Origin of the sequence: Novosphingobium sp. AP12 (assembly GCF_000281975.1) — a bacterium.
Lineage (GTDB): Bacteria > Pseudomonadota > Alphaproteobacteria > Sphingomonadales > Sphingomonadaceae > Novosphingobium.
This window is the reverse complement of sequence record NZ_AKKE01000065.1, coordinates 1-24513: the sequence shown is the minus strand read 5'-3', so window position 1 is coordinate 24513 and position 24513 is coordinate 1. Positions and strand designations below refer to the sequence as shown.

The 24513-nt window shown below is 68.2% G+C and carries 22 protein-coding genes; 14 read left to right on the top strand and 8 right to left on the bottom strand.

Annotation, left to right across the window (positions count from 1 at the left end; all coding sequences use genetic code 11):
- The first annotated feature begins 24 nt into the window (after positions 1-24).
- The gene (locus PMI02_RS11535) at positions 25-774 is read left to right on the top strand and encodes a siderophore-interacting protein (RefSeq protein WP_007682744.1); all 750 of its coding nucleotides are present in this window, start codon (positions 25-27) and stop codon (positions 772-774) included.
- Positions 775-780: 6 nt separating this feature from the next.
- Here PMI02_RS11535 and PMI02_RS11530 read toward each other — a convergent pair whose 3' ends face one another.
- From PMI02_RS11530 to PMI02_RS11510, 5 genes are all read right to left on the bottom strand, one after another.
- Entirely contained in the window at positions 781-1545 is a 765-nt protein-coding gene (locus PMI02_RS11530) for a dienelactone hydrolase family protein (protein WP_007682742.1), read from the bottom strand.
- 37 nt (positions 1546-1582) lie between these two features.
- Complete coding sequence (locus tag PMI02_RS11525) at positions 1583-2665, bottom strand: LLM class flavin-dependent oxidoreductase (RefSeq protein WP_007682740.1); 1083 nt, start codon at positions 2663-2665, stop codon at positions 1583-1585.
- 186 nt (positions 2666-2851) lie between these two features.
- Positions 2852-3076, bottom strand: coding sequence for a hypothetical protein (locus PMI02_RS11520; RefSeq protein ID WP_007682739.1), 225 nt, complete (start codon positions 3074-3076; stop codon positions 2852-2854).
- Between the two features lie 90 nt (positions 3077-3166).
- On the bottom strand, positions 3167-4039 hold the full coding sequence (locus PMI02_RS11515; RefSeq protein ID WP_007682738.1) for a TauD/TfdA family dioxygenase: 873 nt from the start codon (positions 4037-4039) through the stop codon (positions 3167-3169).
- Complete coding sequence (locus PMI02_RS11510) at positions 4036-4977, bottom strand: LysR substrate-binding domain-containing protein (RefSeq protein WP_007682737.1); 942 nt, start codon at positions 4975-4977, stop codon at positions 4036-4038. The genes PMI02_RS11515 and PMI02_RS11510 overlap by 4 nt, the downstream gene beginning before the upstream one ends.
- Positions 4978-5066: 89 nt before the next feature.
- On the opposite strand from PMI02_RS11510, the gene betC reads away from it, so the two are divergent.
- The 3 genes from betC to PMI02_RS11495 are packed head-to-tail and all read left to right on the top strand — an operon-like array spanning position 5067 to position 10128.
- Positions 5067-6590, top strand: coding sequence for a choline-sulfatase (gene betC / locus PMI02_RS11505; protein ID WP_007682736.1), 1524 nt, complete (start codon positions 5067-5069; stop codon positions 6588-6590).
- A gap of 27 nt (positions 6591-6617) precedes the next feature.
- Positions 6618-8939 (top strand): TonB-dependent receptor, encoded by a 2322-nt coding sequence (locus PMI02_RS11500; RefSeq protein WP_007682735.1) that lies wholly within the window; start codon positions 6618-6620, stop codon positions 8937-8939.
- A gap of 4 nt (positions 8940-8943) precedes the next feature.
- Positions 8944-10128 carry an MFS transporter gene (locus tag PMI02_RS11495; RefSeq protein WP_007682734.1) on the top strand — a complete coding sequence of 395 codons (1185 nt, stop codon included), beginning with the start codon at positions 8944-8946 and terminating at the stop codon, positions 10126-10128.
- Here the strand turns inward: PMI02_RS11495 and PMI02_RS11490 are convergent.
- Positions 10097-10426 (bottom strand): multidrug efflux SMR transporter, encoded by a 330-nt coding sequence (locus PMI02_RS11490; RefSeq protein WP_007682733.1) that lies wholly within the window; start codon positions 10424-10426, stop codon positions 10097-10099. The two genes, PMI02_RS11495 and PMI02_RS11490, sit on opposite strands and share 32 nt — an antisense overlap.
- Positions 10427-10643: 217 nt before the next feature.
- Between PMI02_RS11490 and PMI02_RS11485 the strand changes: the two genes are divergently transcribed.
- Genes PMI02_RS11485 through PMI02_RS11470 form a run of 4 tightly spaced genes read left to right on the top strand, consistent with a single transcriptional unit; the run spans position 10644 to position 14100 of the window.
- Positions 10644-11381, top strand: a complete 738-nt coding sequence (locus tag PMI02_RS11485) for an ABC transporter permease (protein ID WP_238539058.1) — start codon at positions 10644-10646, stop codon at positions 11379-11381.
- A complete protein-coding gene (locus PMI02_RS11480; protein WP_007682730.1) occupies positions 11378-12145 on the top strand; it encodes an ABC transporter permease in 768 nt (255 codons plus the stop codon). Before PMI02_RS11485 ends, PMI02_RS11480 begins: the two co-directional genes overlap by 4 nt.
- Before the next feature lie 10 nt (positions 12146-12155).
- Positions 12156-13007 (top strand): ABC transporter ATP-binding protein, encoded by an 852-nt coding sequence (locus PMI02_RS11475; protein WP_007682729.1) that lies wholly within the window; start codon positions 12156-12158, stop codon positions 13005-13007.
- Between the two features lie 28 nt (positions 13008-13035).
- Positions 13036-14100 (top strand): ABC transporter substrate-binding protein, encoded by a 1065-nt coding sequence (locus tag PMI02_RS11470; RefSeq protein ID WP_007682727.1) that lies wholly within the window; start codon positions 13036-13038, stop codon positions 14098-14100.
- A gap of 101 nt (positions 14101-14201) precedes the next feature.
- On the opposite strand, the gene PMI02_RS11465 is transcribed toward PMI02_RS11470, so the two are convergent.
- Positions 14202-15356, bottom strand: coding sequence for an LLM class flavin-dependent oxidoreductase (locus PMI02_RS11465; RefSeq protein ID WP_007682724.1), 1155 nt, complete (start codon positions 15354-15356; stop codon positions 14202-14204).
- A gap of 14 nt (positions 15357-15370) precedes the next feature.
- A complete protein-coding gene (locus PMI02_RS11460; RefSeq protein WP_007682723.1) occupies positions 15371-16309 on the bottom strand; it encodes an LLM class flavin-dependent oxidoreductase in 939 nt (312 codons plus the stop codon).
- 241 nt (positions 16310-16550) lie between these two features.
- On the opposite strand from PMI02_RS11460, the gene PMI02_RS11455 reads away from it, so the two are divergent.
- The 6 genes from PMI02_RS11455 to PMI02_RS11430 all read left to right on the top strand — a co-directional run bounded on the left by PMI02_RS11455 (position 16551) and on the right by PMI02_RS11430 (position 24479).
- Positions 16551-17585, top strand: a complete 1035-nt coding sequence (locus PMI02_RS11455; protein WP_007682720.1) for an ABC transporter substrate-binding protein — start codon at positions 16551-16553, stop codon at positions 17583-17585.
- 23 nt (positions 17586-17608) lie between these two features.
- Positions 17609-18319, top strand: coding sequence for a class II aldolase/adducin family protein (locus PMI02_RS11450; RefSeq protein ID WP_007682718.1), 711 nt, complete (start codon positions 17609-17611; stop codon positions 18317-18319).
- A gap of 109 nt (positions 18320-18428) precedes the next feature.
- Positions 18429-19562, top strand: a complete 1134-nt coding sequence (locus tag PMI02_RS28175; protein WP_007682715.1) for a sigma-54-dependent Fis family transcriptional regulator — start codon at positions 18429-18431, stop codon at positions 19560-19562.
- A 275-nt stretch (positions 19563-19837) separates the two neighbouring features.
- Complete coding sequence (locus PMI02_RS11440; protein ID WP_036503501.1) at positions 19838-22018, top strand: TonB-dependent receptor; 2181 nt, start codon at positions 19838-19840, stop codon at positions 22016-22018.
- Positions 22018-23382 carry an LLM class flavin-dependent oxidoreductase gene (locus tag PMI02_RS11435; protein WP_007682711.1) on the top strand — a complete coding sequence of 455 codons (1365 nt, stop codon included), beginning with the start codon at positions 22018-22020 and terminating at the stop codon, positions 23380-23382. Before PMI02_RS11440 ends, PMI02_RS11435 begins: the two co-directional genes overlap by 1 nt.
- A gap of 17 nt (positions 23383-23399) precedes the next feature.
- A complete protein-coding gene (locus PMI02_RS11430) occupies positions 23400-24479 on the top strand; it encodes an ABC transporter substrate-binding protein (RefSeq protein ID WP_007682709.1) in 1080 nt (359 codons plus the stop codon).
- Positions 24480-24513: the final 34 nt, after the last annotated feature.

The window sequence follows — 24513 nt, the reverse complement described above, 5'->3', positions numbered from 1 at the left end:
CGGACATCCAAGGAACGCCCCCAAATGAAGCATGAAATCATCCGCCACCGCCACGAAACCCGTCGCCGCGCCCTCAGCGTCGCCGATAAGCAGTACCTCACCCCCGCGATGATCCGCATCGTGCTGGAGGGCGAGGAACTGGCCGACTTCGTCAGCCTCGGCGCCGACGACCACGTCAAGCTGTTCCTCCCCGCCGACGGCTCCGGGCAGGAGCAGCGCCGCGACTACACGCCCCGCGCCTACGACCGCGAGGCGCGCCGCCTGACGCTGGACTTCGCCGTCCACGAGGCCGGTCCTGCAACGCAATGGGCCATCGGTGCGCAGCCCGGCGACACCATCGAGATCGGGGGCCCGCGCGGCTCCGCCGTGGTCTCGCCCACCTTCGATTGGTGGCTCCTCGTGGGCGACGAGACCGCACTGCCCGCCATCGGCCGCCGCATCGAGGACCTGCCTGCGGGCGTCGAGGTCATCAGCGTCGTCGCGGTCGCCTCGGCCGATGATCAGCAGACCTTCGAAACCGCCGCCAGTCACACCGCGATCTGGGCGCACCGCCCCGCCGAAGACGCCGACGATCCCGCCGCCCTGCTCGCGGTGGTACGCAACATCGCCCTGCCCGAGGGCGAGGGCTTCGTCTGGATCGCCGCCGAAACCACCGTCGCGCGTGCGCTGCGCGACCACCTCCTGATCGAGCGCGGCCACCCGCGCGAATGGTCGAAGGCGGCGGGCTACTGGCGCAAGGGCGAAGCGGACTCCCACGGCAAGCTCACCGACTGAACGCGCTCACCTGACCACGGCGGACGGCGCCAGCAGCGTCAGCGCGAAGTCGGTGGTCAGGTCGAGCGCCAGATCCAGTGCCCGCGCGTCCCGCTCGGGATGGAGCGGGCTCTGGTAGCCGTGATCGCCGCTGATGATGGCGATCCGGTCGCCGCGTCCGCCGGCGGCGACGTAGCGTTCCAGCACCGGCACCGGGCAGACCGGATCGACATCGCCCATGACCCACAGGCGCGGCCGGCTCTCGGCGGCGATGTCGGGATAGAAGCCAGCGGGCGCCTCGGCGTCCTCCTTCGGATCGCAGACCGGCGTCAGCAGGATCGCGCCCTTCACCTCGGGCGTCATCCGCAACAGCTTCCACGCGACGACCGAGCCGAGCGACTTGCCGGCGAGCGCGATGCGCGCCGGATCGACGTCGGGGTCCTTCTGAGCAAGGCGCAGGACGGTACGCATGTCCTCGACCTGGGCCTTCCTGTCGCGCGTCTCCTTCGCGAACGGCGTGCCGGCGACACGGTAGGCCCAGTCGATCCGATAAACCGCGATCCCCTGCGCCACGAGCGCCCCGGCCGCCCTGGCGAGGATCGGCTTGCGCATGTCGTAGCCCGATCCCGAACCCAGGACGACGGCGGGAAACGGGCCCTTCCCCGCCGGCTTGTCGATGATCACCTCGACCGGCGCGCCGCGCGGGGTGGTCACCCGGATCGCGTCTTGCGCATGGGCGTGGACCGCGGCAAGCGACAGCGCTGCGACCAGAGCGGTGGCGAACGTCCTCATGACATTACTCCTCCCTTGCTGACGGTCCGCTGGGCGTTCAGGCGCGCAGCCTGACCGCCGCTTCCTCGCGCTGGCGCACGGCTTCGCGCACGGCGGGGATGATATACCGGCCGTAATCGACGGCGTCGTGATAGGGATCGTATCCCCGGTTGAGGAACGTCGTGACGCCAAGGTCGTAGTAGTCGAGCAGCGCGGCGACCACGGTGTCCGGAGTGCCGACCAGCGAGGTCGAATCGGTGCCGCCGCCGATCGCGGTCGAAGTGCCGAGGAACAGCGCGCGGTCGAACCGCTCGGACTGCTCGGCGAAGGCGAGCTGGCGCTGCCCGCCCCCGCTCTGGCCCCGGTCGCCGCCCCGCAAGCTGGCCGCACGGCCCGCCTTGAGCTGCTCGACGATGCGGCGGGCCTTGGCCCATGCAAGGTCGTCGGTCTCGGCGGTGATGAGGCGCACCGACAGGCTGACGCGCGGCGCGGCGACACCGTGTTCGGCGGCCACCGCGTGCAGCTTGGCGATCCGCTGCGCAGTGTCCGCCAGAGGTTCGGCCCAGAGCGCGTAGAGGTCCGAGTGCCTGACCGCGACATGATAGGCCGCCTCGGACGAGCCGCCCACCGAGACCGGGACATGCGGTTTGCTGAGCGGCTTGGTGGGCAGGAACGCGCCCTTCACCTCATAGTACTTGCCCTTGAAGTCGAAGGGTTCGCTCGAAGTCCACGAACGGCGGACGATCTCGAGATACTCGTCGGCGCGGGCGTAACGCTCGTTCTTGTCGACGAGCGTCTCGCCGTGTTCGGGCTCGGCGGCGAAGCCAGTGATGGCGTGGAGGCGCACCCGGCCTCCCGTCGTGTGGTCGAGCGTGGCGAACGAACGCGCGGCGATGGTCGGCGCGATCAGTCCGGGGCGGTGCGCGATCATGAAGCCCAGCCGTTCCGTCTGACCTGCGACGTGCGCGGCGAGAAAGATCGGGTCCGCGCCGCCGTTGGCGATCAGCACGCGGTCGAAACCGGCATGTTCGTGCGCGCGGGCAAGGTCGCGCAGGTACGTCAGGTCGGGAGCCTGCCCATAGGCGCCGAAGGGATTGAGCTGGTTGCGGGGAAACAGTCCACCGACGAATTCGACTGGCATCGATCACTCCTTGGCTGGTGGCGCAGGGCCGGTGTGCTCCGTCAAGCAACAAGGGTGCCAGTCGCGGGAGAGGTGCTAATTCCGCCCTTTCCCGCCAGCCGCCGCATCGCCGCTGATGAGGACGCCGCACTCCGGGAAGCAGATCCTGCTGCTTTCGCAACAGGGGTCCGCGTCAAAGCGTATCCCTCACTGCAGGTGAGGCTCGCACACCAGCGTGATCACCTCGCCCGCGAAAGCCTTCTTCACGAACGGGATGGAATCCCTCAGCGAGGCGTTGACCATGGCGCTGTGGCCGAGGCCGGCATAGACGTGACCCTCGACCACCGATCCGGCGGCGCAGGCGTCCTTCATCAGGGTCAACTGGTTGAGCGCGGACGGGGTGAGGTCCGATGCCCCGGTCCCGATGAACATGGGGACCTGCAGCCTGAGCGTGGGATAGCGCCCGTAGCGCGCCGCGCATGGTCCGGCCAGGGCGCCTGCTGGCCCGATTTGCGCAATCGCCTAGGTAAGCCTGTGGCTGGCGCGCCCGTCCACCCCGCGCGCGACGTCGCCCGCCAGCGTCACCCGGCGCATGACCCGGTGAGCGTCGCCGTAATCGTCGATCGCGTAGTGCTGGGTCGCGCGGTTGTCCCAGATCGCCACGTCACCCGCGCGCCAGCGCCAGCGCACGGTGTTCTCCAGCCGTGTGACGTGGCTCTGGAACAGGTCGTAGAGGCGGCGGCTCTCGTCCTGGCCGTGGCCGACGAAGCGCTTGAAGAAGCTGCCCAGCACGAGCGCGCGCTCACCGGTCTCGGGATGGACACGCACGAGCGGATGCTCCGTCTCGATGATGGTGGAGGTGAACGTCGCCTGGTAGGCGTCGAGCGCCTCGTCGGGCGCTTCCTGGTTGGCGGTGTAGTCGTAATCGTTGCTGTGGACCGTCCACAAGGTCTCGGCCAGCGCCCGCAGCGAGGGCGGCAGGCGGTCGTGCGCGGCGACGCAGTTGGCCCAGGTCGTGTCGCCCCCGGCGAGAGGAACCACTACAGCGCGCAGGACAGAGATCGCGGGATAGTCCGGCACGAACGTCACGTCGGTGTGCCAGCTGTTGGCCTTGCCGCCGCGATGCGAGTCCAGTTCGAGCAGGAAATCGCCGCCATCTCCCGGCAGGGTCGGATGCCCGACCGGCATTCCGAGCAGTTGCGCGAAAGCCTGCTGCGCCGCGTCGTCGAGATGCTCCTGCTCGCGCACGAACACGACCTTGTGCGCGAGCAGCGCCGCGCGGATTTCGGCTATGGTGGCTGGATCGAGGTCGCCGCCCAGGGCGACGCCGGTGATCTCGGCGCCGATACGGCCGCTGACGGGCGCGACGGCAAGGCGGGTTGCGGTGATCGTCATTGCAGGTGAGCTCCCTCGCCAATCTGGCCATGCTCGCCGAGCAGCCAGGTGGCTATGACGTCGGCCAGCGGATCGGTTTCGCCCGTCCGCACCGGGCGAACGATGTGATAGCCGCGCTTGCTGAAAAGCGGCTTTTCGCTGAGGCGCACAAGGCTGCCACTGGCAACGAGATCGTCGATCAGCGGCGCCCAGCCGAGCCCGACTCCCTGCCCGAGCAGCACCGCCTGCAGCACGATCTGGTAGTTGTTGAACACAAGTTCCTGATGGCGCCCGGGCGACTGCGCGCCCATTCCGGCGAACCATTCGTCCCAGTCGAACCAGCGCTGCGGCGCATTGCTGCGCAGATGGAGCAGGCGCATTCGGGCGATCTCATCCAGGCTCGGCGCGGCGCTGCGCCCCGCGAGGTAGGCAGGCGAGCAGACCGGATAGACTTCCTCGCGGAACAGCAGGCGCGAGGTGCAGCCGGTCCATTCGCCGCGCCCGAACAGGATGCCGAGATCGAAGTCGGCCGAGGATGCGTCGATCTCGGACTGGGTGGTGACCAGCCGTATCTCGACCTGAGGCATCAATTCGGACAGCGCGGCGATGCGCGGCATCAGCCACCACGCGGCAAAACCAAAGTCGGTGAGGATGTCGACCGTCCGCTCGCTTCCCAGCCGCCGCACCGAGGCGACGCCGTCAGACAGCGTACGCAGCCCCTGCTCCACCGAGAGCTGGAAATGCGTGCCTGCGGAGGTGAGCGCGACGCCGCGATGCTTGCGGTCGAACAGCGAGACGCCAAGGTCGGCCTCGAGCTGGGCTATGTGCTGGCTGACGCCGGCCTGGGTCATGGCGAGTTCCGCGGCGGCGGCCGAAAACTTGCCGTGGCGCGCCGCCGCCTCGAACACCGCGAGGCTTTTCAAGGGCAGCCGCCCGAACCCGGAAAAGATCAGTCCCACTTATCGCATCCTTAAGCAAACAGCGGGTTCACGGCCGCCTTGGCTTCTCTCTATCTAATCCCAACCAAATCGCTAGACAATTAGAGTCGATGACCAAGAAGCAAAACTTTCTTCTCATCATGGCCGACCAGCTCGCAGCCGGCGCGCTGCCTTTCCTCGGCAAATCGCCGGTGAAGTCGCCCAACCTGGCGCGGCTGGCGAGCGGCGGTGTGTCGTTTCGTTCGGCCTACTGCAACAGCCCGCTCTGTGCGCCCTCGCGCTTCTCGATGCTCTCGGGCCGGCTGCCCTCGCGCATCGGCGCCTACGACAACGCCTGCGAATTCACCTCGACCACGCCGACGATCGCGCACCACCTGCGCCTCGGCGGCTACCGCACGATCCTGTCGGGCAAGATGCACTTCGTCGGCCCCGACCAGCTCCACGGCTTCGAGGAGCGCCTGACCACCGACATCTACCCCGCCGACTTCGGCTGGACCCCCGACTGGACGAACTTCGACGAGCGGCCGACCTGGTATCATTCGATGGATTCGGTGCTTACCGCCGGGCCCACGGTGCGCACCAACCAGCTCGATTTCGACGAGGAAGTGGTCTTCACCACGCGGCGCAAGCTGTTCGACATCGCCCGCAAGACCGACGGCGACGAGCGCCCGTTCTTCCTCGTCGCCTCGCTCACTCATCCGCACGATCCCTTCGCGATCCCCCGTAGGTACTGGGATCTCTACGAGGATGAGGAGATCGACCTGCCGCGTGTGTCGCTGCCGCTGGACGAACTCGACCCGCATTCGCGCCGCCTGCGCCACGTCTGCGGCAACGATCTCGACCCGGTGACCGAGGTGCAGGTCCGCGCCGCCCGGCGGGCCTATTACGGCGCGATCAGCTTCGTCGACGAGCAGATCGGCGTGATCCTCGATACGCTGGAGGACACCGGGCTGGCCGGGGACACCGTCGTCGTCGTGTGCAGCGACCATGGCGAAATGCTCGGCGAGCGGGGCCTGTGGTACAAGATGAACTTCCTCGAGGGCGGCGCCCGCGTACCGCTGATCGTCAGCGCGCCCGGCCGGATCGCCCCGAATACGGTGGATGAGAGCGTTTCGCTGCTCGACCTGTTCCCCACCTTGCTCGACCTTGCCGGCCTTGAACCCGACATGGCCGCGCCCCTGGACGGACACAGCCTGCTGCCGCACCTCGAAGGCGCGCCGGGCCACGACGAGGTCATGGGCGAGTACCTGGCCGAAGGAGCGATCGCACCGATCGTGATGATCCGCCGAGAGCAGTGGAAGTTCATCCACTCGCCCGCCGACCCCGACCAGCTCTACGACCTCGCGAGCGACCCGGTCGAACTGCGCAACCTCGCGCGGGCGCCGGAGCATGCCGACCGCATCACCGCTTTCCGGGACGAAGTGGCGCGCCGCTGGGACCTTGCCGCCATCGAGCGCGACGTCATCGCCAGCCAGCGCCAACGCCGCGTCGTTTCCTCCGCCAACGCCACCGGGCGACTCCAGTCGTGGGACTGGAACCCGCCGCGCGACGCCTCGCGCGAATATATCCGCAGCCACATGGACCTCGAAGAGCTGGAGGCGGTCGCCCGCTTCCCGCGCGTCCGCGGCGCCTGAGATAAACGAAAAAGCAGGGGAACACTCATGACACCATCCATCCGGGCAACCGCCGCCTTGAGCGGCAGCCTCACCGCACTCGCACTGCTGCTGGCCGCGCCCGCGCAGGCGGACGAGGCGCCCGCCGCAGATGCCGCCGACGACGCCGGCTCCCATGGCGGCGAGATCGTCGTCACCGCCACCAAGCGCTCGGCGAACCTGCAGGACGTGCCGCTGTCGATCACCGCGATCGGCGGCGAGGACATCGCCGACAAGCAGGTGCGCGACGGCATCGGCCTCGCGCGCCTGACGCCCAACCTGGCGGCGGAATCGGCGATGGGCGCCGCCATGCCGCGCTACCGCCTGCGCGGCATCGGCACCAACGACTTCACCCCCACCGCCACGTCCGCTGTCGGCGTCTACGAGGACGAGGTATTCATCTCCGCCGGCTCCGCGCAGAGCGAGCCGCTCTACGACCTCGACCGCGTCGAAGTGCTGCGCGGACCCCAGGGCTCGCTGTGGGGCAAGAACACCACGGCTGGCGCGATCCACTACGTCACCACCAAGCCGAGCGACACGCTCTCCGGGCAGGGCCGCGCGGTCTACGGCAGCGACAACACCGTCCAACTGGAAGCCGGCGTCGGCGGGCCGCTCTCGGACAGGCTGAACTTCCGCGCCGCCGGCGTCTACAAGAGCCGCGACGGGCAGTATCATAACGACTTCACCGGCAAGAAGGCCGGCGGCTACGACATCTGGGACCTGCGCGGCCAGCTCGGCTACCAGTTCACGCCCGACGCCTCGCTGCTGGTGAAGGTCCATGGCGGCGTCAGCAAGCAGCGCCAGCCGCTCCAGCACGTCGGCCTCCTGGCCGGCGGCGCGGACTTCGACGGCTATGTCGAGCGTGATGCCGAGACGGCGCTCAGCAACAATGGTTCCGATTTCACCCGCGCCCGCCGCTTCGGAACCGACGCGCGGCTCGACGTGGACCTCGGCGGCGCGAGGCTGATCGACATCACCTCCTACGAGAAGTCCAGTTCGCTGATCTACTCGGACGACGATGCCAACCCCATCTCGGAGTTCCACGAGCGCTACGGCGGGTCGTCGGAGACCTTCACCAACGAATTGCGCTTGGAATCACCGGACGGGAACCGCTTCGGTTGGATCGTGGGCGCTTACTACCTGCACGACAAAACCAACAGTTTCGGCCAGCTCGGCCTCTACAGCCCGATCAACTTCGGGGTGGACGGCGCTGCCTACGACTTCGACACCAAAACCGACAACCTCGCCGGATTCGCCAGCGTCAGCTACGAAGTGACGCCCGCGTTCAAGCTGACCGCAGGCGGGCGCTACACCTGGGAGAAGAAGTCGATCGGGGGCGTCGCCTACGACTATGCGACCCAGCCCGGCAACGTCTTCGACGCCAGCGTGCCCAAGAACGTCTACATCGACACCGCCAACGGCATCTACAACGACGGCTTCGGCAACGACCTCGATGCGGTGCCGGGCAGCCGCTCGTGGAAGAAGTTCACCTGGGACGCCTCGGCGGACTACAAGGCGACCGACGACGTGCTGCTGTTCGCCCGCGTGGCGCGCGGCTTCCGCTCGGGCGCGTACAACACCTATGTCGCCAGCCCCGGCGACCTCGGCGTCTACGATCCCGAGACGCTCACCTCCTACGAGGCCGGCATCAAGACCAGCTGGCTCGATCGCAAGGTCACCTTCAACGCCACCGCCTTCCACTACGATATCGACGACATGCAGGTGACCGTGCTGCAGAGCGTCGGCACCCGTACCCAGAACGCCGCGGCGGCGCGCGTCAACGGCTTCGAGATCGAGGCGGCGGCGCGGCCTTTCGCGGGGCTCTCGCTGAGCGCGGGCTACGGTTACCAGGATTCGACGTACAAGGGCTTCACCAACGCCTCGGTGCCCTTCCCGATCAACCAGGGCGCACCGCTGGACCTTAGCGGACAGTCCCTCGAGCGTGCTCCGAAGCATACCCTGAACCTGTCGGGAAGCTACGAGATCGCGGTGGGTTCGGGCACGCTGACGTTCAGCACCGACTGGCGCTATACTAGCCGCTACCGCTTCCACACCTGGTCCGACGCCACGAACAACAACCCCGCCCCGTTCCTCGCCGATCCGGCGATCCGGCAACTGGTGCGCGACACCTTCGCGCAGGACGACCTGTGGCTGGGCGATGCGCGCCTTGCCTACCGCACCGATGGCGGGATCGAGGTCGCCGCCTGGGTGAAGAACCTAACCGACCAGTACTACCGTACCAACACCTTCGGCATGTTCTTCAATCGCTCGATGAGCACCTACCCGGGCGAGCGCCGCACTTATGGCCTCTCCGCGGCCTACAGGTTCTGACCTGATGAGCGATGCGCCGCGCAAGTCGTTCGCCCTGACTGTCGCCGCTATCGGCGCGGCGACCGGCGCGGCGCATATCGGCAACAACTTCACCACCTACCTCGTGGGCGGGCTGATCGACCGCTACGGCTTCACGCCCGTCCAGATGGGCGCGTGGAGCATGGCCGAGACGCTCGCCTATGCCGCCGCCATGTTCCTCGTCGCGCCTCGCGCGCAGGCGACGAGCGCGCGCACCCTGGCGATCGTCGCGACCGTGCTGGTCGTCGCGGCGCAGGCGGCCTCGGCCGGGTTTGCGCTGTACCTGCCGCTGCTGGCGGGGCGTGTGGCCACCGGCTTCGGGTTCGGCCTTATGAACAGCGCGGTCAACCTCGCGGCGGGGCGCACCGCCCACCCGGCCCGCGCGATCTCGGCCGGGATCGCGGTGCAGACGGTGCTGTTCGCCGCCGTCAACATCGGCCTGCCGATCGTGGGGGTCAGCCACGGCGTCGCAGGCATGTTCGTGGCGCTCGCCGGCCTCTCCGCCGTGCTCGGCATCGGTACCCTGCTGCTACCGCCAGACCGTGTGGTTCCTGCCGCCCAGACGGCGGCTAGCCCGCCCCGCGCGCCGATCGGTGCCGATGGCTGGCGCGTGCTCGTGGCGATGGCGTTGTTCGCTTTCGGCAGCCTCGCGATCTGGCCGTTCATGGAGCGCGCCGCGCATGCCATCGGCCTGCCCGCCACCGCCTTCGGCCGCTACCAGAGCCTCGCCACCCTGCTGAGCGCGCTGGGCAACCTCGCCCTTGTCGCCGTGGTCGCGCGCCTTCCGCGTGTCACGCCATTGGCGCTGGCGCTCGGCGCCTGCGGGCTGGCCTGCGCGCTGCTGACGACGGTTACCGATCCGCGCTTCTTCGGCGCGGCGCTGATCCTCTACAACGTCTCGTGGTTCATCACCTATCCGCTGCTGCTCGGCCTTGCCTATTCGGCCGACGCCACCGGGAGGCTGGCGGTGATGACCACCGGCACGTGGCTGCTGTTCCAGTCGCTCGGCTCGCTGGGCGCGGGCTTCATCGCGCAAGGATTCGGCGGCTATCAACCGATCGGGCCGCTGGGCCTCGTCGCCTGCATCCTCGCCACCGCGACCGCCTGGCCGCTGGCGGCGCGTTTCGACCGCGCAAGGATCAGTGCGGCGCCGCTCCTGAAAACAGGTTGATGACCAGCGTGCCCGCCAGGATCAGCCCAATCCCGGCGAGCGCCGGCCCGTCCAGCGTCTGGCGGTAGAGCACCAGGCCGATGATCGAGATCGCGACGATGCCGATCCCCGACCAGATCGCATAGGCCACCCCCATCGGGATCGTCCGCAGCGCCACCGAAAGGCAGAAGAACGCCGCGATATAACACGTGACGGTCAGCGCCGTGGGCACCAGGCGAGTGAAGCCGTCGGTCGCCTTGAGCGCCGAAGTCGCCACGACTTCGAAGCCGATGGCCGCGATCAGGTAGAGCCAGTTCATGCGCAGCGCCTATTGCACAAGGCGGCCCTGCGCAACGCTTTGGCCGTATCGCTGCAGCCGCTGTGCAGATTTCGCCAGCTGCGCCCGGACAGCCGCCCGACCTCGGCCCGCGCCGCCGACTGGCACGGACCTTGCTCAAATACCAGCACGACTGCGACAGGAGTCATCCGCAATGCCAATGCCAAGCCGTGGACCAGCGCCATCCCGCCTGCCCGCCATGGCCATCCGGATCGCGCCGATCGCGGGCATCCTCATCCTCTGGGAAATCGCCGCGCTGAGCGGCATCTGGCCCCGGCAGGTGCTGGTTCCGCTCGAACAGGTTGGCGCCACGCTGCTGGCGCTCGCGTCCGACGGCGAACTGGCGCGGCATCTTTCGGCAAGCCTCTACCGGCTCGCCAGCGGTTTCCTCGTCGGCAGCGTCATCGGGGTCTCCACCGGCGCGGCGATGGCGCTCTCGCGCAATGTCCACCGGCTGCTCTGGCCGACGTTCAGCTGCGTGCGGCAGGTGCCGGTGATCGCCTTCATCCCGCTGCTGATCCTGTTCTTCGACGTCGAGGACAGCTTCAAGATCGTCGTCGTCGCGATGGCCAGCTTCTTCCCCTCCGCCCTCGCCACGCACGATGCCGTGCGCGACATCCCGGAAAGCCACCGCGAGGTCGCGCGCCTTTACCGCATGCCGACCGCGCCGTTCCTCGTGCGCCTCATCCTGCCCGCCACCGTGCCGCAGGTCCTGACCGGCCTGCGCCTCGGCCTGACGCGCGGCTGGCTCTCGCTGGTCGCCGCCGAACTGCTCGCGGCCGACAGCGGGCTCGGCCAGATGATGGAGATGGGGCGCCAGCTGTTCCAGATCGACGTGGTGCTGGCGGGCGTCTTCGTAACCGGCCTGATCGGCTTCCTGCTCGACAACTCGATGGTCCGCGTCGAGCGCCACCTTTCCCGCTGGAGGACCGCATGAAACGTCTCGCATCGTTCGCGCTCGCCCTGGCGTTTCCGGCGCTGGTGCTGGGCTGGTGGGAATGGGAATCGCGGCAGGGGCTGGGCCACGCCTACGCCTTCGCCCCGCTCGAACAGATCGCCCGCAGCTTTCTTGAGATGCTCGCGGACGGGCGCCTCGCGCTCCACGCCGGGGCCAGCCTGCAACGCGCCCTGACGGCGCTGCTGATCGGCGGCACCATCGGCATCGTCGCGGGCGTGGCGACCGGCCTGTCGCGCGTGCTCGACCGCACCGCATCGCCGCTCATCACGGTCATGCGGCAGGTGCCGATCCTCGGCTGGCTGCCGCTGGTCGCGCTGTGGTTCGGCAACGGCGACGGCGCCAAGCTGCTGCTGGTCTCGCTCTCCGCCTTCTACCCGACCGTGCTCAACACCCAGAAGGGCATGCAGGCGATCGAGCAGCGCTATGCCGAGGTCGGGCGCCTCTACGGCTTCACCCGTAGCCAATCCCTGCGCATGATCGCCTGGCCGAGCGCGCTGCCGCTGATCTTCACCGGCATCTCGCAGGCGCTCGCCTTCGCGTGGATCGCCACCATCGGCGTCGAGCTGCTGTTCAGCGCCAGCGCCGGGCTCGGCACCGAGATGATGGCCGCGCAGGTCGCCGCCCGCACCGACATCGTGCTCGTCTGCGTCGCCTGCGTCGGCGTCATGGGCTTCACGCTCAACCAGCTTTTCGCGCTGCTCCGCACCCGCCTGCTGCGCTGGCAGCCGGCCACCGCAAAGTAGGGACACCTTCATGACCGACCATCGACCCCTTCGCGGTCCCGCCACCGACAAGGCCGCGCGCCGGACCGGCGCCGTGCGCATCTCGGGCCTGTCCAAGCGCTATGCCATGGGTGGCAAGGCGATGACCGTGCTCGACGACATCAACCTGTCGATCCGCCCCGGCGAGTTCGTCAGCATCGTCGGACCCTCGGGCTGCGGCAAGTCCACGCTGCTGCGCCTGATCGTCGGCCTCGACACCGACTACGACGGCGAAATCCGGCTCGACGATACCCGCGTCGCCGGCACCGGGCTCGAACGCGGCCTCGTCTTCCAGGACCACCGCCTGTTCCCATGGATGACGGTCGCCAAGAACGTCGAGGTCGCGCTGCTCAACCAGAAGCTGCCGCGCGACCGACGCGAGCGCGTGATCTCCGAACACCTCGCGCTCGTCGGCCTGTCGGACTTCGGCGATGCCTATCCGCACCAGCTTTCGGGCGGCATGGCGCAGCGCGCCGCGATCGCCCGCGCGCTGGCGAACGAGCCCAAGGTGCTGGCGCTCGACGAACCGCTCGGCGCGCTCGACGCGCTGACCCGCGTCAAGGTGCAGGCCGAACTCCAGCGCATCTGGATGGAGGCGGGCACGACGATGATCATGGTCACGCACGACGTCGACGAGGCGCTGTTCCTCGGGGACCGCGTCGTGGTGATGTCGCCGCGACCGGGCCGCATCGCCCGCATCGTCGATGTCGACCTGCCGCACCCGCGCGACCGCGCCTCGCCGTTGCTGCACCGCCTCAAGGACGAAATTCTCGCCGAACTCACCCGCGAACCGCGCGAGGACGATGGCACGCTGGTCACTTTCCCCGGACGCCCCCGCGGCTGATCCCCTCCTTTTTCGGAGCATTCACATCATGATTCACGGTCGCAAGGTCCTGGCCCTGCTGCTTCCCCTGTTCGCCCTGGCGGCCGCCTGCTCCACCGGCAGCGGAGAACCGGACGAGAAGGTGGTCGACATCGCCGGCATCGTCTCGCCCAAGGACGGGAAGAACGAGTTCATCGGTGGTCTCAACCAGATCCAGCAGGACGGCTGGCTCGATGCCGAACTGGCCAAGAAGGGCTGGAAGGCCCGCTGGGTGCCGGTCCCGGCATCGGTCGGCGGCCCGGTGGTGAACGAGGGCTTTGCAGCCAGGACCATCGACATGGCGGCCTATGGCGACCTGCCCTCGGTCATCGCAATGGCCGGAGGCGTCGACCTGCGCCTCGTCGTGCCGAGCCGGACGGGCTCGAACATCTACCTGGCGGTCGGAGACGGGTCCACCGCACGCACGCTGCGCGATCTCAAGGGCAAGCGCATCGCGCTCCATCGCGGCCGGCCGTGGGAAGCGGGCTTTGCACGCTACGTCCAGTCGCAGGGCATGACGCTGGGCGACTTCAAGATCATCAACGTCAACGCCGTCGCCGGGCAGGCCGCCCTCACCAGCGGCAAGGTCGACGCGATCGTGCTGATCCAGGCCGAAGCCTACGTCCTTCAGGAAAAGGGCCTCGCCCGCATCCTGTGGTCCACGGCCGATGCGCCGGAGAGCTGGAAGATGATGGCTGGCACCTTCGCCCGCAAGGCCTTCCTCGACGCCCATCCCGACGTGGTGCAGATTGTCGTGAACGCCTTCGTGCGGCAGGCCCGCTGGTCCAGCGACGAGAAGAACCGCGCCACCGTGCTGTCGTGGGGCACGCTTGGCGGCACCCCGCTCGACGCGGTCATCAAGGATTCGGACAACAACCCCCTGCCCTGGCGCGAGCGCTATTCGCCGCTGCCCTACCCGGCGATCCAGGATCACTTCGACTTCGTGTCGGACTATGCCTCGCGGACCGGGCTGACGCGCACCAAGGTGGACGTCTCGAAGCTGATCGAGCGCAAGTACGTCGACCAGGCGATCCGCGACCTCAAGCTCGAAGGCTGGTGGACCGAGGCGAAGTAGCGCCCGAGAGCTTCGGCCGACGAAAAAACCCGGCGGGACCAGATCGGGCCCGCCGGGTTTTTCTTCGTCTTCCCGGATCAAGTCCGGGAAAACGCCAAGCCTTACTCCGCCGCTTCCAGCCGCTGCACCGCCGAGTGCCCCAGCAGCGGCAGCACTTCCTCGCCCACCCGGTAGGCCTCTTCCAGATGCGGGGTGGCGGCGAGGATGAACGAATCCGCACCGAGCCCGATCAGCTCGTCCAGCCGCGCCGCGACGTTCTCGTAGCTGCCGACGATGCCCAGCGCCGGGCCGGGACGCAGCAGGCTGAAGCCGCCCCAGACGTTGGGCGAGACGATGAGGTCGCGGTAGTCCCGCGCGTCCGCCACGCCGAGCCCGGACAGGCGCCGCACGCCCACGGAATCGCCGGTGCGGCCGCCGAACGCCTCACGACTCTCGGCCTTGACGTTGACGAAGCCCAGCTCGATCTCGCGCCAGGCTTCCTCCTCGGTGCGACGGGCGACGACCTCTACGCGGATGGCGCACTTGATGCCGCGCCCGATCTCGGCGGTTCGGGTTTTCACCTGCTCGAACTTCTGCGCGAGCTGCGCGAAGGGTTCCAGCCACGACAGGTAGTAGTCCGCATGGCGCGCCGCTGACTGCAACGCCGCCTCGGACGAGCCGGAGAAGTACACCGTCGGTAGGTCCTCGCTGGCCAGCGCCGGGGGCAGCGCGGCGTTCTCGACCTCGTAGAAACGACCCTTGTGCGTGTAGGGGCCGTCTTTCCAGACGCCCTTCATCACGTCGAGGAACTCGGTGGTGCGTCCGTAGCGGTCGTCGTGGTGGAATGGATCGCCCCACCAGCGCTGCGAGGGTCCGCCGCCGCCGGTGATGATGTTGTAGACCACGCGCCCGTTGGTGGCGCGCTGCAGGCTCGCCGACATGCGCGCCGCGCGCACGGGATCGAGGAAGCCCGGCTGGAACGCGATCATGAAGCGGAACGCCTTAGTCGCCCGCGCCAGCGCCGCCGAGATGACCCAGGGATCGTCGGTCATCGGGAACGAGGGCAACAACCCGCCCACGAAGCCCGAGATTTCCGCCGCGCGGGCGATCTCGGCCATGTGGTCGAGGTAGCTGGTGCCGTCCGGCTCGCCATTGGCGAGGCCCGGCGCCTGGTTGCCCGGCGCGAGCGGCGACCAGTCGCCCCGGTTGAAGCTGCGTTCGCGGATGGAGCTGCTGCACCCGTGGGTCGGGATGCGCCAGTAGAAGTCGATGCTCATGGTTCGGGCCTCCCTCAGGCTGCGTTGGCGACGGCGCGGAAGCGGCCGATGATCTGCTCGCCCGCGATATGGACCTCGCGGACCTGATCGGGCGCGGACAGCACGGCGATGTCGAGCCCGGCGGCGGCGAACCCGCGCAGGTTCTCAGTCACCGTGTCGTAAGTGCCGACTAGCGTGGACGGCGACGGGGCGAGGTATGCCGTCTCCGCCGCCACATCGCGCTCCTCGGCGCGGGTGAGCAACGGCAGCAAGGCGGCGATACGCAGCGAGGGGTTTGCCCGGCGCGCATCGGCTATGAGATCTGCCAGCGCATCGACCGGCCTCGCCTCGTCGAGCAGCAGCACTTCGGCGTGGGCAAGCAGGTCCGCGCCGGGCGCCTCCGACTGCCGCAGCCACACCGGCGGACGGCGCCGTCCCTTCACCAGTCCACCGAGGCCGCCCTTCTCGACGATGAAATGCTCCCCATCCTGGTCGAACGGGCCGTCTCCCCACAGGCCCTCCAGCAGCGTCAGCAGTTCACCGGTACGGACGGGGCTGTCCTGCGGCACGACCGGATCGCCGGCCGACAGACCGCGCACGCCATCGATCAGCCAGCCCTGCCGGTCACCCGAGAAGCGCTGCACGCTCGACGCCATCTTGGCATGGTAGACCCCCGAGGCGGAGCCCGGCGCGACGGCGGTGACGAGTTCCAGCCGCCGCGTCTCGCGCAGCAGCGTCCCGGTCACGATCCAGGGCTCCTCGCCGTCCGGCTCGTCCGGAATGACCAGGCCATCGAAGCCGGTCAGTTCGGCGACGCGGGCAACCTGCGTGAGGTAGTCGTAGTGGTTGATCTGGAGGCGACGGCTGGCGGCGTCGCGGGCGGGGGCCCAGGCGCGGTCGCCATCGCCCCATTCGGCGCGCCGGCGATCCGCCGGCGACGTCGTCAAGAGGTTCCAGAAGAAGCTGAGTGCCATCGGTGGCTTCCTTCGATCGAGAAAAACGCGGGGCTTTCAAAGCATGGACCATGCCACGCGGCGCAAACCCACGAGCGCCGCCGCGGCGTGAAGAGCGTTGGCCCGCGCCCTGCTCAATTCTGCGCACCCGCGGTCGCGATCTGCACAACCGGCCCGGCGGAAAATGCGTTGGCCCGCACACGAGCCCCGCTGGCACGGGCTTTGCTACGAGACCGGTCGAACAACGAAAGATGCGACCGCGATGCCATTGACGGGGGACGGGGAACTGGAACGGATCTGGCTGGTGCGCTCCCCTGTGCCCGCCGCGTCCAACATCGCTTGGTCGCTCGGCTGGCTGGATCAGGAATTCGGTCGCGACAACATCGGGGTGAGCTGGCTGCGCGAGGACCGGCTGCGCGTGGTCGAGCAGGACGCGGGCGACATGGCGCGCAGCCTGTTCCGCGAAGGCGGCAACATCCCGGCGCTGGCGGCGCGGGCACTGGGGGCGGAAACCCGCGTCATAGGCCTGACCTGGATCGACGAACGTCAGGCGATCATGGTCCGTCCCGGCCAGAACGTGTTCGAGCCCGAGGGTCTCGCCAGCCTGCGCTTCGCCCTGCCTGGCTATGTCTCGACGCGCGGGGCCTCGGTGGTGCGCGGCATGTCGCTGCACGGCATCAAGAGCGCGCTGCGTCTCGGCGGGCTGAGCCTCGAGGACGTGCAGTTCGTCGACGTGCCGACCCCGCAGGTGGACTTCTCCGAACCACAGATGATGCAGCGCATGTGGTCGGGCCTCCAGGCGCTCGCCGAGGGCCGGGTGGACGCGGTCTACGTCAAGGGCGCCGCCGCCGCCGAGGCCGCGCAGCAGCTCGGCCTCGAGGTCGGCATCGACCTAGACGCCTATCCCAGCCGGATGACCCGCGTGAACAATGGGACGCCGCGCCCGATCGTCACCCACCGCCGCATGATCGAAGAGCACTTCGACGTGGTGGTCCGCTTCCTGCACCAGACGCTGCGCGCCGCCGACTGGGCCGCTGGCCATCCCGTCGAACTGGGCCACATCCTCGAGCGCGAGACCTTCTCCGGCCCGGCGGGCGTCGCGGCCGCCTACCGCGACGGCTTCCACCGCGCGCTGCATCCCGACCTCTCGCCCGAGCGCATCGACATGCTGCGGCTGCAGGAGCAGTTCCTGCGCCTCCACGGCTTCCTCGAAACGGCGGTCGACATCGACGCCTGGGTCGATGCCCGCCCGCTCGCCGCCGCCCTTGCCCTGCGCGCCATCGACCGCGCCGCCTGATCCACGCTTAAGGAGCCCCACCCATGACCGATACCATCCCCGCTGCCGTCGCTGCTTTTGCCGAGCAGACCATCGCCGAGGCCGCCAACGCCTTCGCCGCCTTCCGCGACACCGGCACGATCACCGCCAACGGCACCGTCGGCTTCATCGAGCGCGTGCCGGGCGAGGATTTCCTCGTCTCGGTGAACTACCCCGGCCCGTTCGAGCGCGACAAGCCGCTGACCGCCGACATCTTCGACCTCGACGGCAAGGTGCATCAGGGCAAGGGGTTCGGCGCCCTGCGCTTCCTGTCGATTTTCAAGGAACATCCCGACATCACCTCGCTCAGCCATGTGCACACCCCGAACCTGGGCGCATGGTCGCAGACCCACCGCAGCTTGCCGTTTACCTACGTGCCCGTGCAGCGCTTCCAGCTGGCGCGCGAAATTCCCATCTACATCGACCGCCGCCAGGACGAGGACGCCTTCATCCTCGAGACCCTGAAGACCAGCCCCCGCACCCCCGCGATCCTTGAGGCCAACGGCGGCGCGACGGTCTGGGGCTGGAAGGGCCTGCGCGACCTTGCGGAGTTCATCCTGCTGCTCGAGGAAGGCGCCGACATCGCGATCCGCGCCGAGGCCATAGGCGGCTCGCGCGATTTCGGACCCGGCGTGCTGCGCCAGCAGTGGAAGATGAGCAAGCTGTTCGACACCGCACTGCAGGAGGGTCTCCTGCCCGTCACCGACCGATATTGACGCCTTCCAAAGGGCGTCGGCAAAGGAAACGCTTGCCGACGCCCTAGATTCTCTACTATTCCAATAGACAATGAGTCTGGCATAGTGTTGGGAACGGAAGGCACGAACCATGGCGATAGCGAGAGAACGAACGGCGACGCCCGCGGCGCACCCTGCGAACAGGACGATCCTGTCGCTCGACCCCAGCAATCCCACGATCCCGGCGATCCGGGCGCGCGCCTTCGTGTTCTCCGACCCCCGCTCACGCGCCATGGTGCCACTGATCGAGCGCACCGCTCCCAGCGATGCGACGGTCCTCGTCGCCGGCGAGACCGGCACCGGCAAGGAACTGGTAGCCCGTTACGTCCACGCACTCAGCCATCGCCGGGACGGTCCGTTCATCGCGGTCAACTGCGGCGCCTTTTCCGAGACGCTGATCGAGTCCGAACTCTTCGGCCACGAGCGCGGTGCCTTCACCGGCGCCATGGACGCCCGCCCCGGCTGGTTCGAGGCGGCGAACGGCGGCACCCTGTTCCTCGACGAAGTCGGCGACCTGCCTCACGGCCTACAGGTCAAGCTGCTGCGCATACTCCAGGAGCGTGAAGTCGTGCGCCTCGGCTCGCGCAAGGCCATCCCGCTCGACGTCCGCCTGATCGCGGCGACCAACGTCGACCTCGCCCGCGCTGTCGCCGAAGGGCGCTTCCGCGAGGACCTGTTCTACCGTCTCAACGTCGTCTCGCTGCCGATCCTGCCCTTGCGCGAACGCCGGGCCGACATCCTCCCGCTCGCGCGGCACTTCCTCGAACTGAACGGCGCGAAGATGGGTGCGGGCCGGCTCGAACTCACCGCCGGGGCGGAAGAGGCGCTGTTCGCCCATGCCTGGCCGGGCAACATCCGCGAGCTGGAAAACGCGATCGTCCGCGCGACGCTGACCTGCATCGACGGCCAGATCACCGACGCCGACCTTGCCCTCCACGCGATGGATGCGCGCCAGCCCGCACCGGTGGCGGCGGCGAGCGTACCCGAGACGCCCGCCGTGCCGGCGTCCGCACTCCAGGGCGACGCCGTCATGGAAGACCGGCTGACGCCGCTGGTCGCCCGCTTCCTCGAGGAGAAGCAGGGATCGCTGCTCGATCGCACCATCGAGAACGTCGTGCGCATCGCCTTCTCGCGCTACGAGGGCAACCAGATCCGCACCGCCACCGCCCTGGGCGTCACCCGCAGCGTGCTGCGCACTCATCTCAAGAATTACGGCCTGATCTGATCGCTGCGCCCAATGGCGCAAACGCCGATCCAGATCCGCGCAGCCGCTGCATCGATCTGTACAGGCCCATCCACCATGCGCACCTAACTAACTTTGATTCCTAGATTTTTCGACATTGGCACACCGCTTGCTCTTGCAATTGGCGAAGAGCGTTGCCCGGAGTTCCCCGAGGTTCCGCTCGTCGTCAAATCTCCCAATCGAGGACAGAGCAAGTCATGGCATTCAGGGCGCCCCATCGTTTTCTCAGCATTCGCCACCTGGGCGCGGCAAGCGCCATGGCGCTCGCCTTATCGTTCGCCGGACAGGCCCACGCCGAAGCGCCGGCCGACGACAGTGCCGCCGACGCCGAGAGCGGCGGCAGCGACGTCATTCTCGTCACCGCGCAGAAGCGTACCCAGAGTGTGCAGGACGTGCCCGCCTCGGTCGTCGCACTGGGCGGCGACAATCTGCGCGACCGCCTGGTCACGCGCGCCAGCGACATCTCGCGCTTCGTCCCCAACTTCAGCGCCGACACCTCGGTCGGCAACCTGACGCCGCGCTGGTATCTGCGCGGCATCGGCAACTCGGTCCCCGGCAATGGCCAGACCAGCCCGGTAGGCGTCTACCAGGACGAAGTCTACGTCGGCATCCCCGTGGCGCAGGCCTTCCCGATCTTCGACCTCGAGCGCGTCGAAGTGCTCAGCGGTCCGCAGGGCACGCTCTGGGGCAAGAACACCACGGCGGGTGCGGTCAACTTCATCTCGCGCAAGCCCGCCTTCGACGCCAGCGGCTACGCCCGCGCCGAGTACGGCAGCTACGGCACCGCCCTGCTCGAGGGCGCTTGGGGCGGCCCGATCAGCGACAAGGTGGCCGTTCGCTTCGCCGGCCACTTCCGCGACGACGACGGCTTCGCCACCAACCAGCACGACGGCACCGCAATGGGCAAGAACCGCGAGGCCGCAGCCCGCTTCTCAGTCCTCGCCAAGCCCACCGACACTTTCGAGGCGCTGCTGCGCGTGCAGTACCGCGACTACAAGAACACCGGCGACATCATCTACCAGGGCCTCGGCACGAAGGACCCTGCCGGCTTCCCGATCCCGACGAGCTACAAGGACAACTATTCCTTCGGCAACAGCGGCCAGGACCTGCGCCAGCGCGGCGTGCAGCTCAACCTCGACTGGGACGTGGGCGACCTGCACCTGACCTCGATCACCGCCTACAACGAGTTCAAGCACCGCTCGGAACTGGGCACCCAGGTCAACCACGAGGGCACGCACACCTACAGCAGCCTCGACGCCAAGGCGTTCAACCAGGAACTGCGCCTCGCGTCTCCCGACGAAGGCCGCCTGAAGTGGATCTTGGGCGCGCATTACTATTACGAGAAGCTGGACTCCGAGGCGGTCACCGCCCTGCTCCCCAACACCGTGGGCCTGCGTCCGAGCTGGACGAACACCCAGTTCGTCCAGACCAACAACAGCTACGGCCTCTTCGCCAACGTCACCTACGAGCCGATCGACAATCTCGAGATCATCCTGGGCGGTCGCTACACCTGGGAAGACAAGGCGATCGACCTGAACACGATCGGCACCGCGACCGGCGGCACCGGCACGCTCACCTACCTCGACACCGTCTCGTTCTGGTCACGCAACTCGGTGACCGGCACCGGCATCGCCACGCGCGCCGCGCAGGACGAGAAGCGCAACTGGCGCGCGTTCACCTATGACGCGACCGCCAAGTACAACATAACGCCCGACCTCAACGTCTACGCCCGCTACGCCAAGGGCTTCCGTTCGGGCGGGTTCAACACCGGCGCGACTTTGCAGACCCAGGTCGCGACGGTGAACCCGGAGTACGTCAGGAGCTACGAGGTCGGCGTGAAGTCCGAATGGTTCGACGGTCGCCTGACCGCCAACCTCGCCGCCTTCTACAACGACTACGACAACATCCAGGTCACGGTGATTCAGCTTCCGCTCAGCCAGCTGTCGAACGCGGGCAAGGGCTGGTCGAAGGGCGTGGAAGCGGTGGTCACGGCTCGCCCGGTCGATGCGCTGCGCCTCTGGGGCACGCTCGGCCTGCTCGATACCAAGTACACCGAGTTCCCGAACTGCAAGGCCGGCGTCGACTGCTCGGGCAACCAGTTCGTCCGCGCGCCGCACGTCACCGCCAGCGCCAGCGGCGAATATACTTTCGCCCTCGGCAACGGCAGCGAGATCGTTGCGGAAACCAACTGGTCCTACCGCTCGCACCTCTACTTCAACGCCGGCACCCAGGCCGCCCCGCTGGAGCAGGACCCGAAGTGGCTGGGCAATGCCTCGCTTTCGTACAAGCTGCCCAACGACATCAAGTTCTCGGTCTTCGCGCGCAACGTGACCAACAGCCACGCCGCCTCGACGATCATCCCTTCCGCGAACTTCGGCTTCATCAAGTACATCATCGAGCCCCGCGTCTGGGGCGGCGCGGTTTCGGTGAGCTTCTGATGCCGGGCGCGGACGAACACGGCGAGCGCAAGCGGCAGCTCGTCCTAGGCGTCTTCCTGACGCGGCACGGGCACCACCCGGGATCCTGGCGCCTGCCGGGATCGCCGGGCGGCGGCGACCCCGACTTCGCCTACTGGCTGCGCCTCGCGCGGGTGGCGGAGCGGGGCAAGCTGGACTCGGTATTCTTCGCCGACTTCGTCGGCATGGGCGCGGACGACGTGCGCGGGATCGAGCGCCGGCCCGCCGGCGGCGGGTTCGAGCCGCTCAGCCTGATCTCCGCGCTCGCCGTCACCACCAGGAACATCGGCCTGATCGCCACGGTCAACACCAATTCCGCCAACCCCTACACGCTGGCTCGGCAGATGGCCTCCATCGACCATCTGAGCGGCGGGCGCGTGGGCTGGAACGTGGTGTCATCGCTTTCGCCGGGCTCGATCCGAACCTTCGGTGTCGATAACGCACTGGACCACGCCGGCCGCTACGAGCGCGCCGCCGAGTTCATCACCCTCGCCAAGGCGCTGTGGGACAGCTGGGACGACGGCGCCTTCGACCACCCGGACAAGGCGGCGGGCCACTACCTCGACGCCGCCAGCGTCCACCCCGTCTCGCACAAGGGCAAGCACTTCCATTCGGAAGCCATCCTCGACGTGGCCCGCCCGGTCCAGGGCTATCCGGTCTTCGTCCAGGCTGGCAATTCCGAGACGGGCCGCGACTTTGCTGCGCAGCATGCCGAGATGATCTACGCCGCCGCGCAGTTCGTCGAGGACGCGCGCGACTACTACGAAGATGTGAAGGCGCGCCTGCCAGCCTATCGCCGCGCGCGCGACCAGCTCAAGGTCACGCCGGGCCTCTCGTTCTCGATCGGCGCGACCGAATCCGAAGCGCGCGAGAAGTTCGAGTCGCTGCAGCAGAAGGTCGACCTCACCGGCCCGATCGAGCTGATCGGCGAGGACGTCAGCCATCTCTCGCTCGACCAGCCAATCCCCGACGATTACCCGGTGCCCGAGAACGGCAAGGGCCGCTGGGAGCAGATCGTCCGCCTCGGCAAGCGCGAGAACCTCACGCTGCGCCAGTTGGTGCTGCGCTACAACGTCGTGCGCGGCCACCGCATCGCCATCGGCACGCCTACGCAGGTCGCCGACCAGATCGAGGACTGGTTCACGCAAGGCGTGGTCGACGGGTTCAACCTGATCCCGCCGCTCAACCCCGGCTTCCTCGAGGACTTCGTCGATCTCGTCGTTCCCGAACTCCAGAAGCGCGGCATCTTCCGCACCGAATACGAAGGCCGGACCCTGCGCGAGAATCTCGGCCTCGACCGTCCCGTCAACCAGCACGCCCGCGTGCCGGCCAACCTCGCCGTCTGATCGAAAGGATTTCCCGCATGGCTACCCAAACCGCCCCCGTGGCATCGACTGCCCCGAGCGAAATCTGGTTCACCCGCTGCCCGGTCCCCACCGCCACCGGCCTCGCCTACAAGCTGGGCTGGCTGGACGAGGAGTTCGCCGCCGACGGCGTGCCGGTGCGCACGCTCCAGGAATCGACGCCGGAGAATGCGCTGCACCACTACGACCACCGCCTGCCGACGTTGATCCGCGAGGGCGGCAACATGCTCGCCATCGCGGCGCGCGCACAGGGCGAGCCCACCAAGCTGGTCGGCCTGACCTGGATCGAGGAAGCCCAGGCGATCCTGGTGCGGCCCGATTCCGGCATCACCGAGCCTGCTCACCTCAAGGGCAAGCGCCTCGCCCTGCCGAACTGGTCCGACCATGAGATTCCCAGCCACATCCGCGGCACCAGCATCAGCCGCGGCATGTCGCTGCTCGGCTACAAGGGCGCGCTGCATGCGGGAGGCCTGACCTTCGACGACGTCGATGTGGTCGAGGTGGACGGCACCATCCGCAACATCGGCGGCGCCGGACGCGACAGCCAGCCGGGTCGCGGCACCCTCAACAAGCTCTGGGCGATCGATGCGCTGGCAGCTGGCGAAGTGGACGCGGTCTACGTCAAGGGCGCCTCGGCGCTCGACGGCGCGCGTGAAGCGGGTGTCGTCGTTGGCATCAACCTCGATGCTCTGCCCGACAAGGCTTCGCGCGTGAACAACGGCACGCCGCGTCCGATCACCGTGCACCAAAGCCTGATCGACGACCATTTCGACTATCTCGTGCGCTTCCTCGAAGCCACCCTGCGCGCCGCCGACTGGGCCGCGCAGAACGTCGAGCGCGTCCACGAAGTCCTGCAGGCCGAGACGCGCGGCAGCGTGGAAGCGGTGACGCAGGCCTACGGCGCCGACTTCCACAAGACGCTGCACCCGACGCTCGACGCCGACCGGCTGGCGCTGTTCGACCAGCAGAAGAAGGCGCTGGGCCTGTTCGGCTTCCTGGAGCGTGATTTCGCCCTGGCCGACTGGGTGGACCCGCGCCCGCTGGAAGCGGCTTACGAACGTCTCGCGCGCAGCCGCTGACGTTTAGTCGGGACAATCGAGTAGGGGGGCGCCT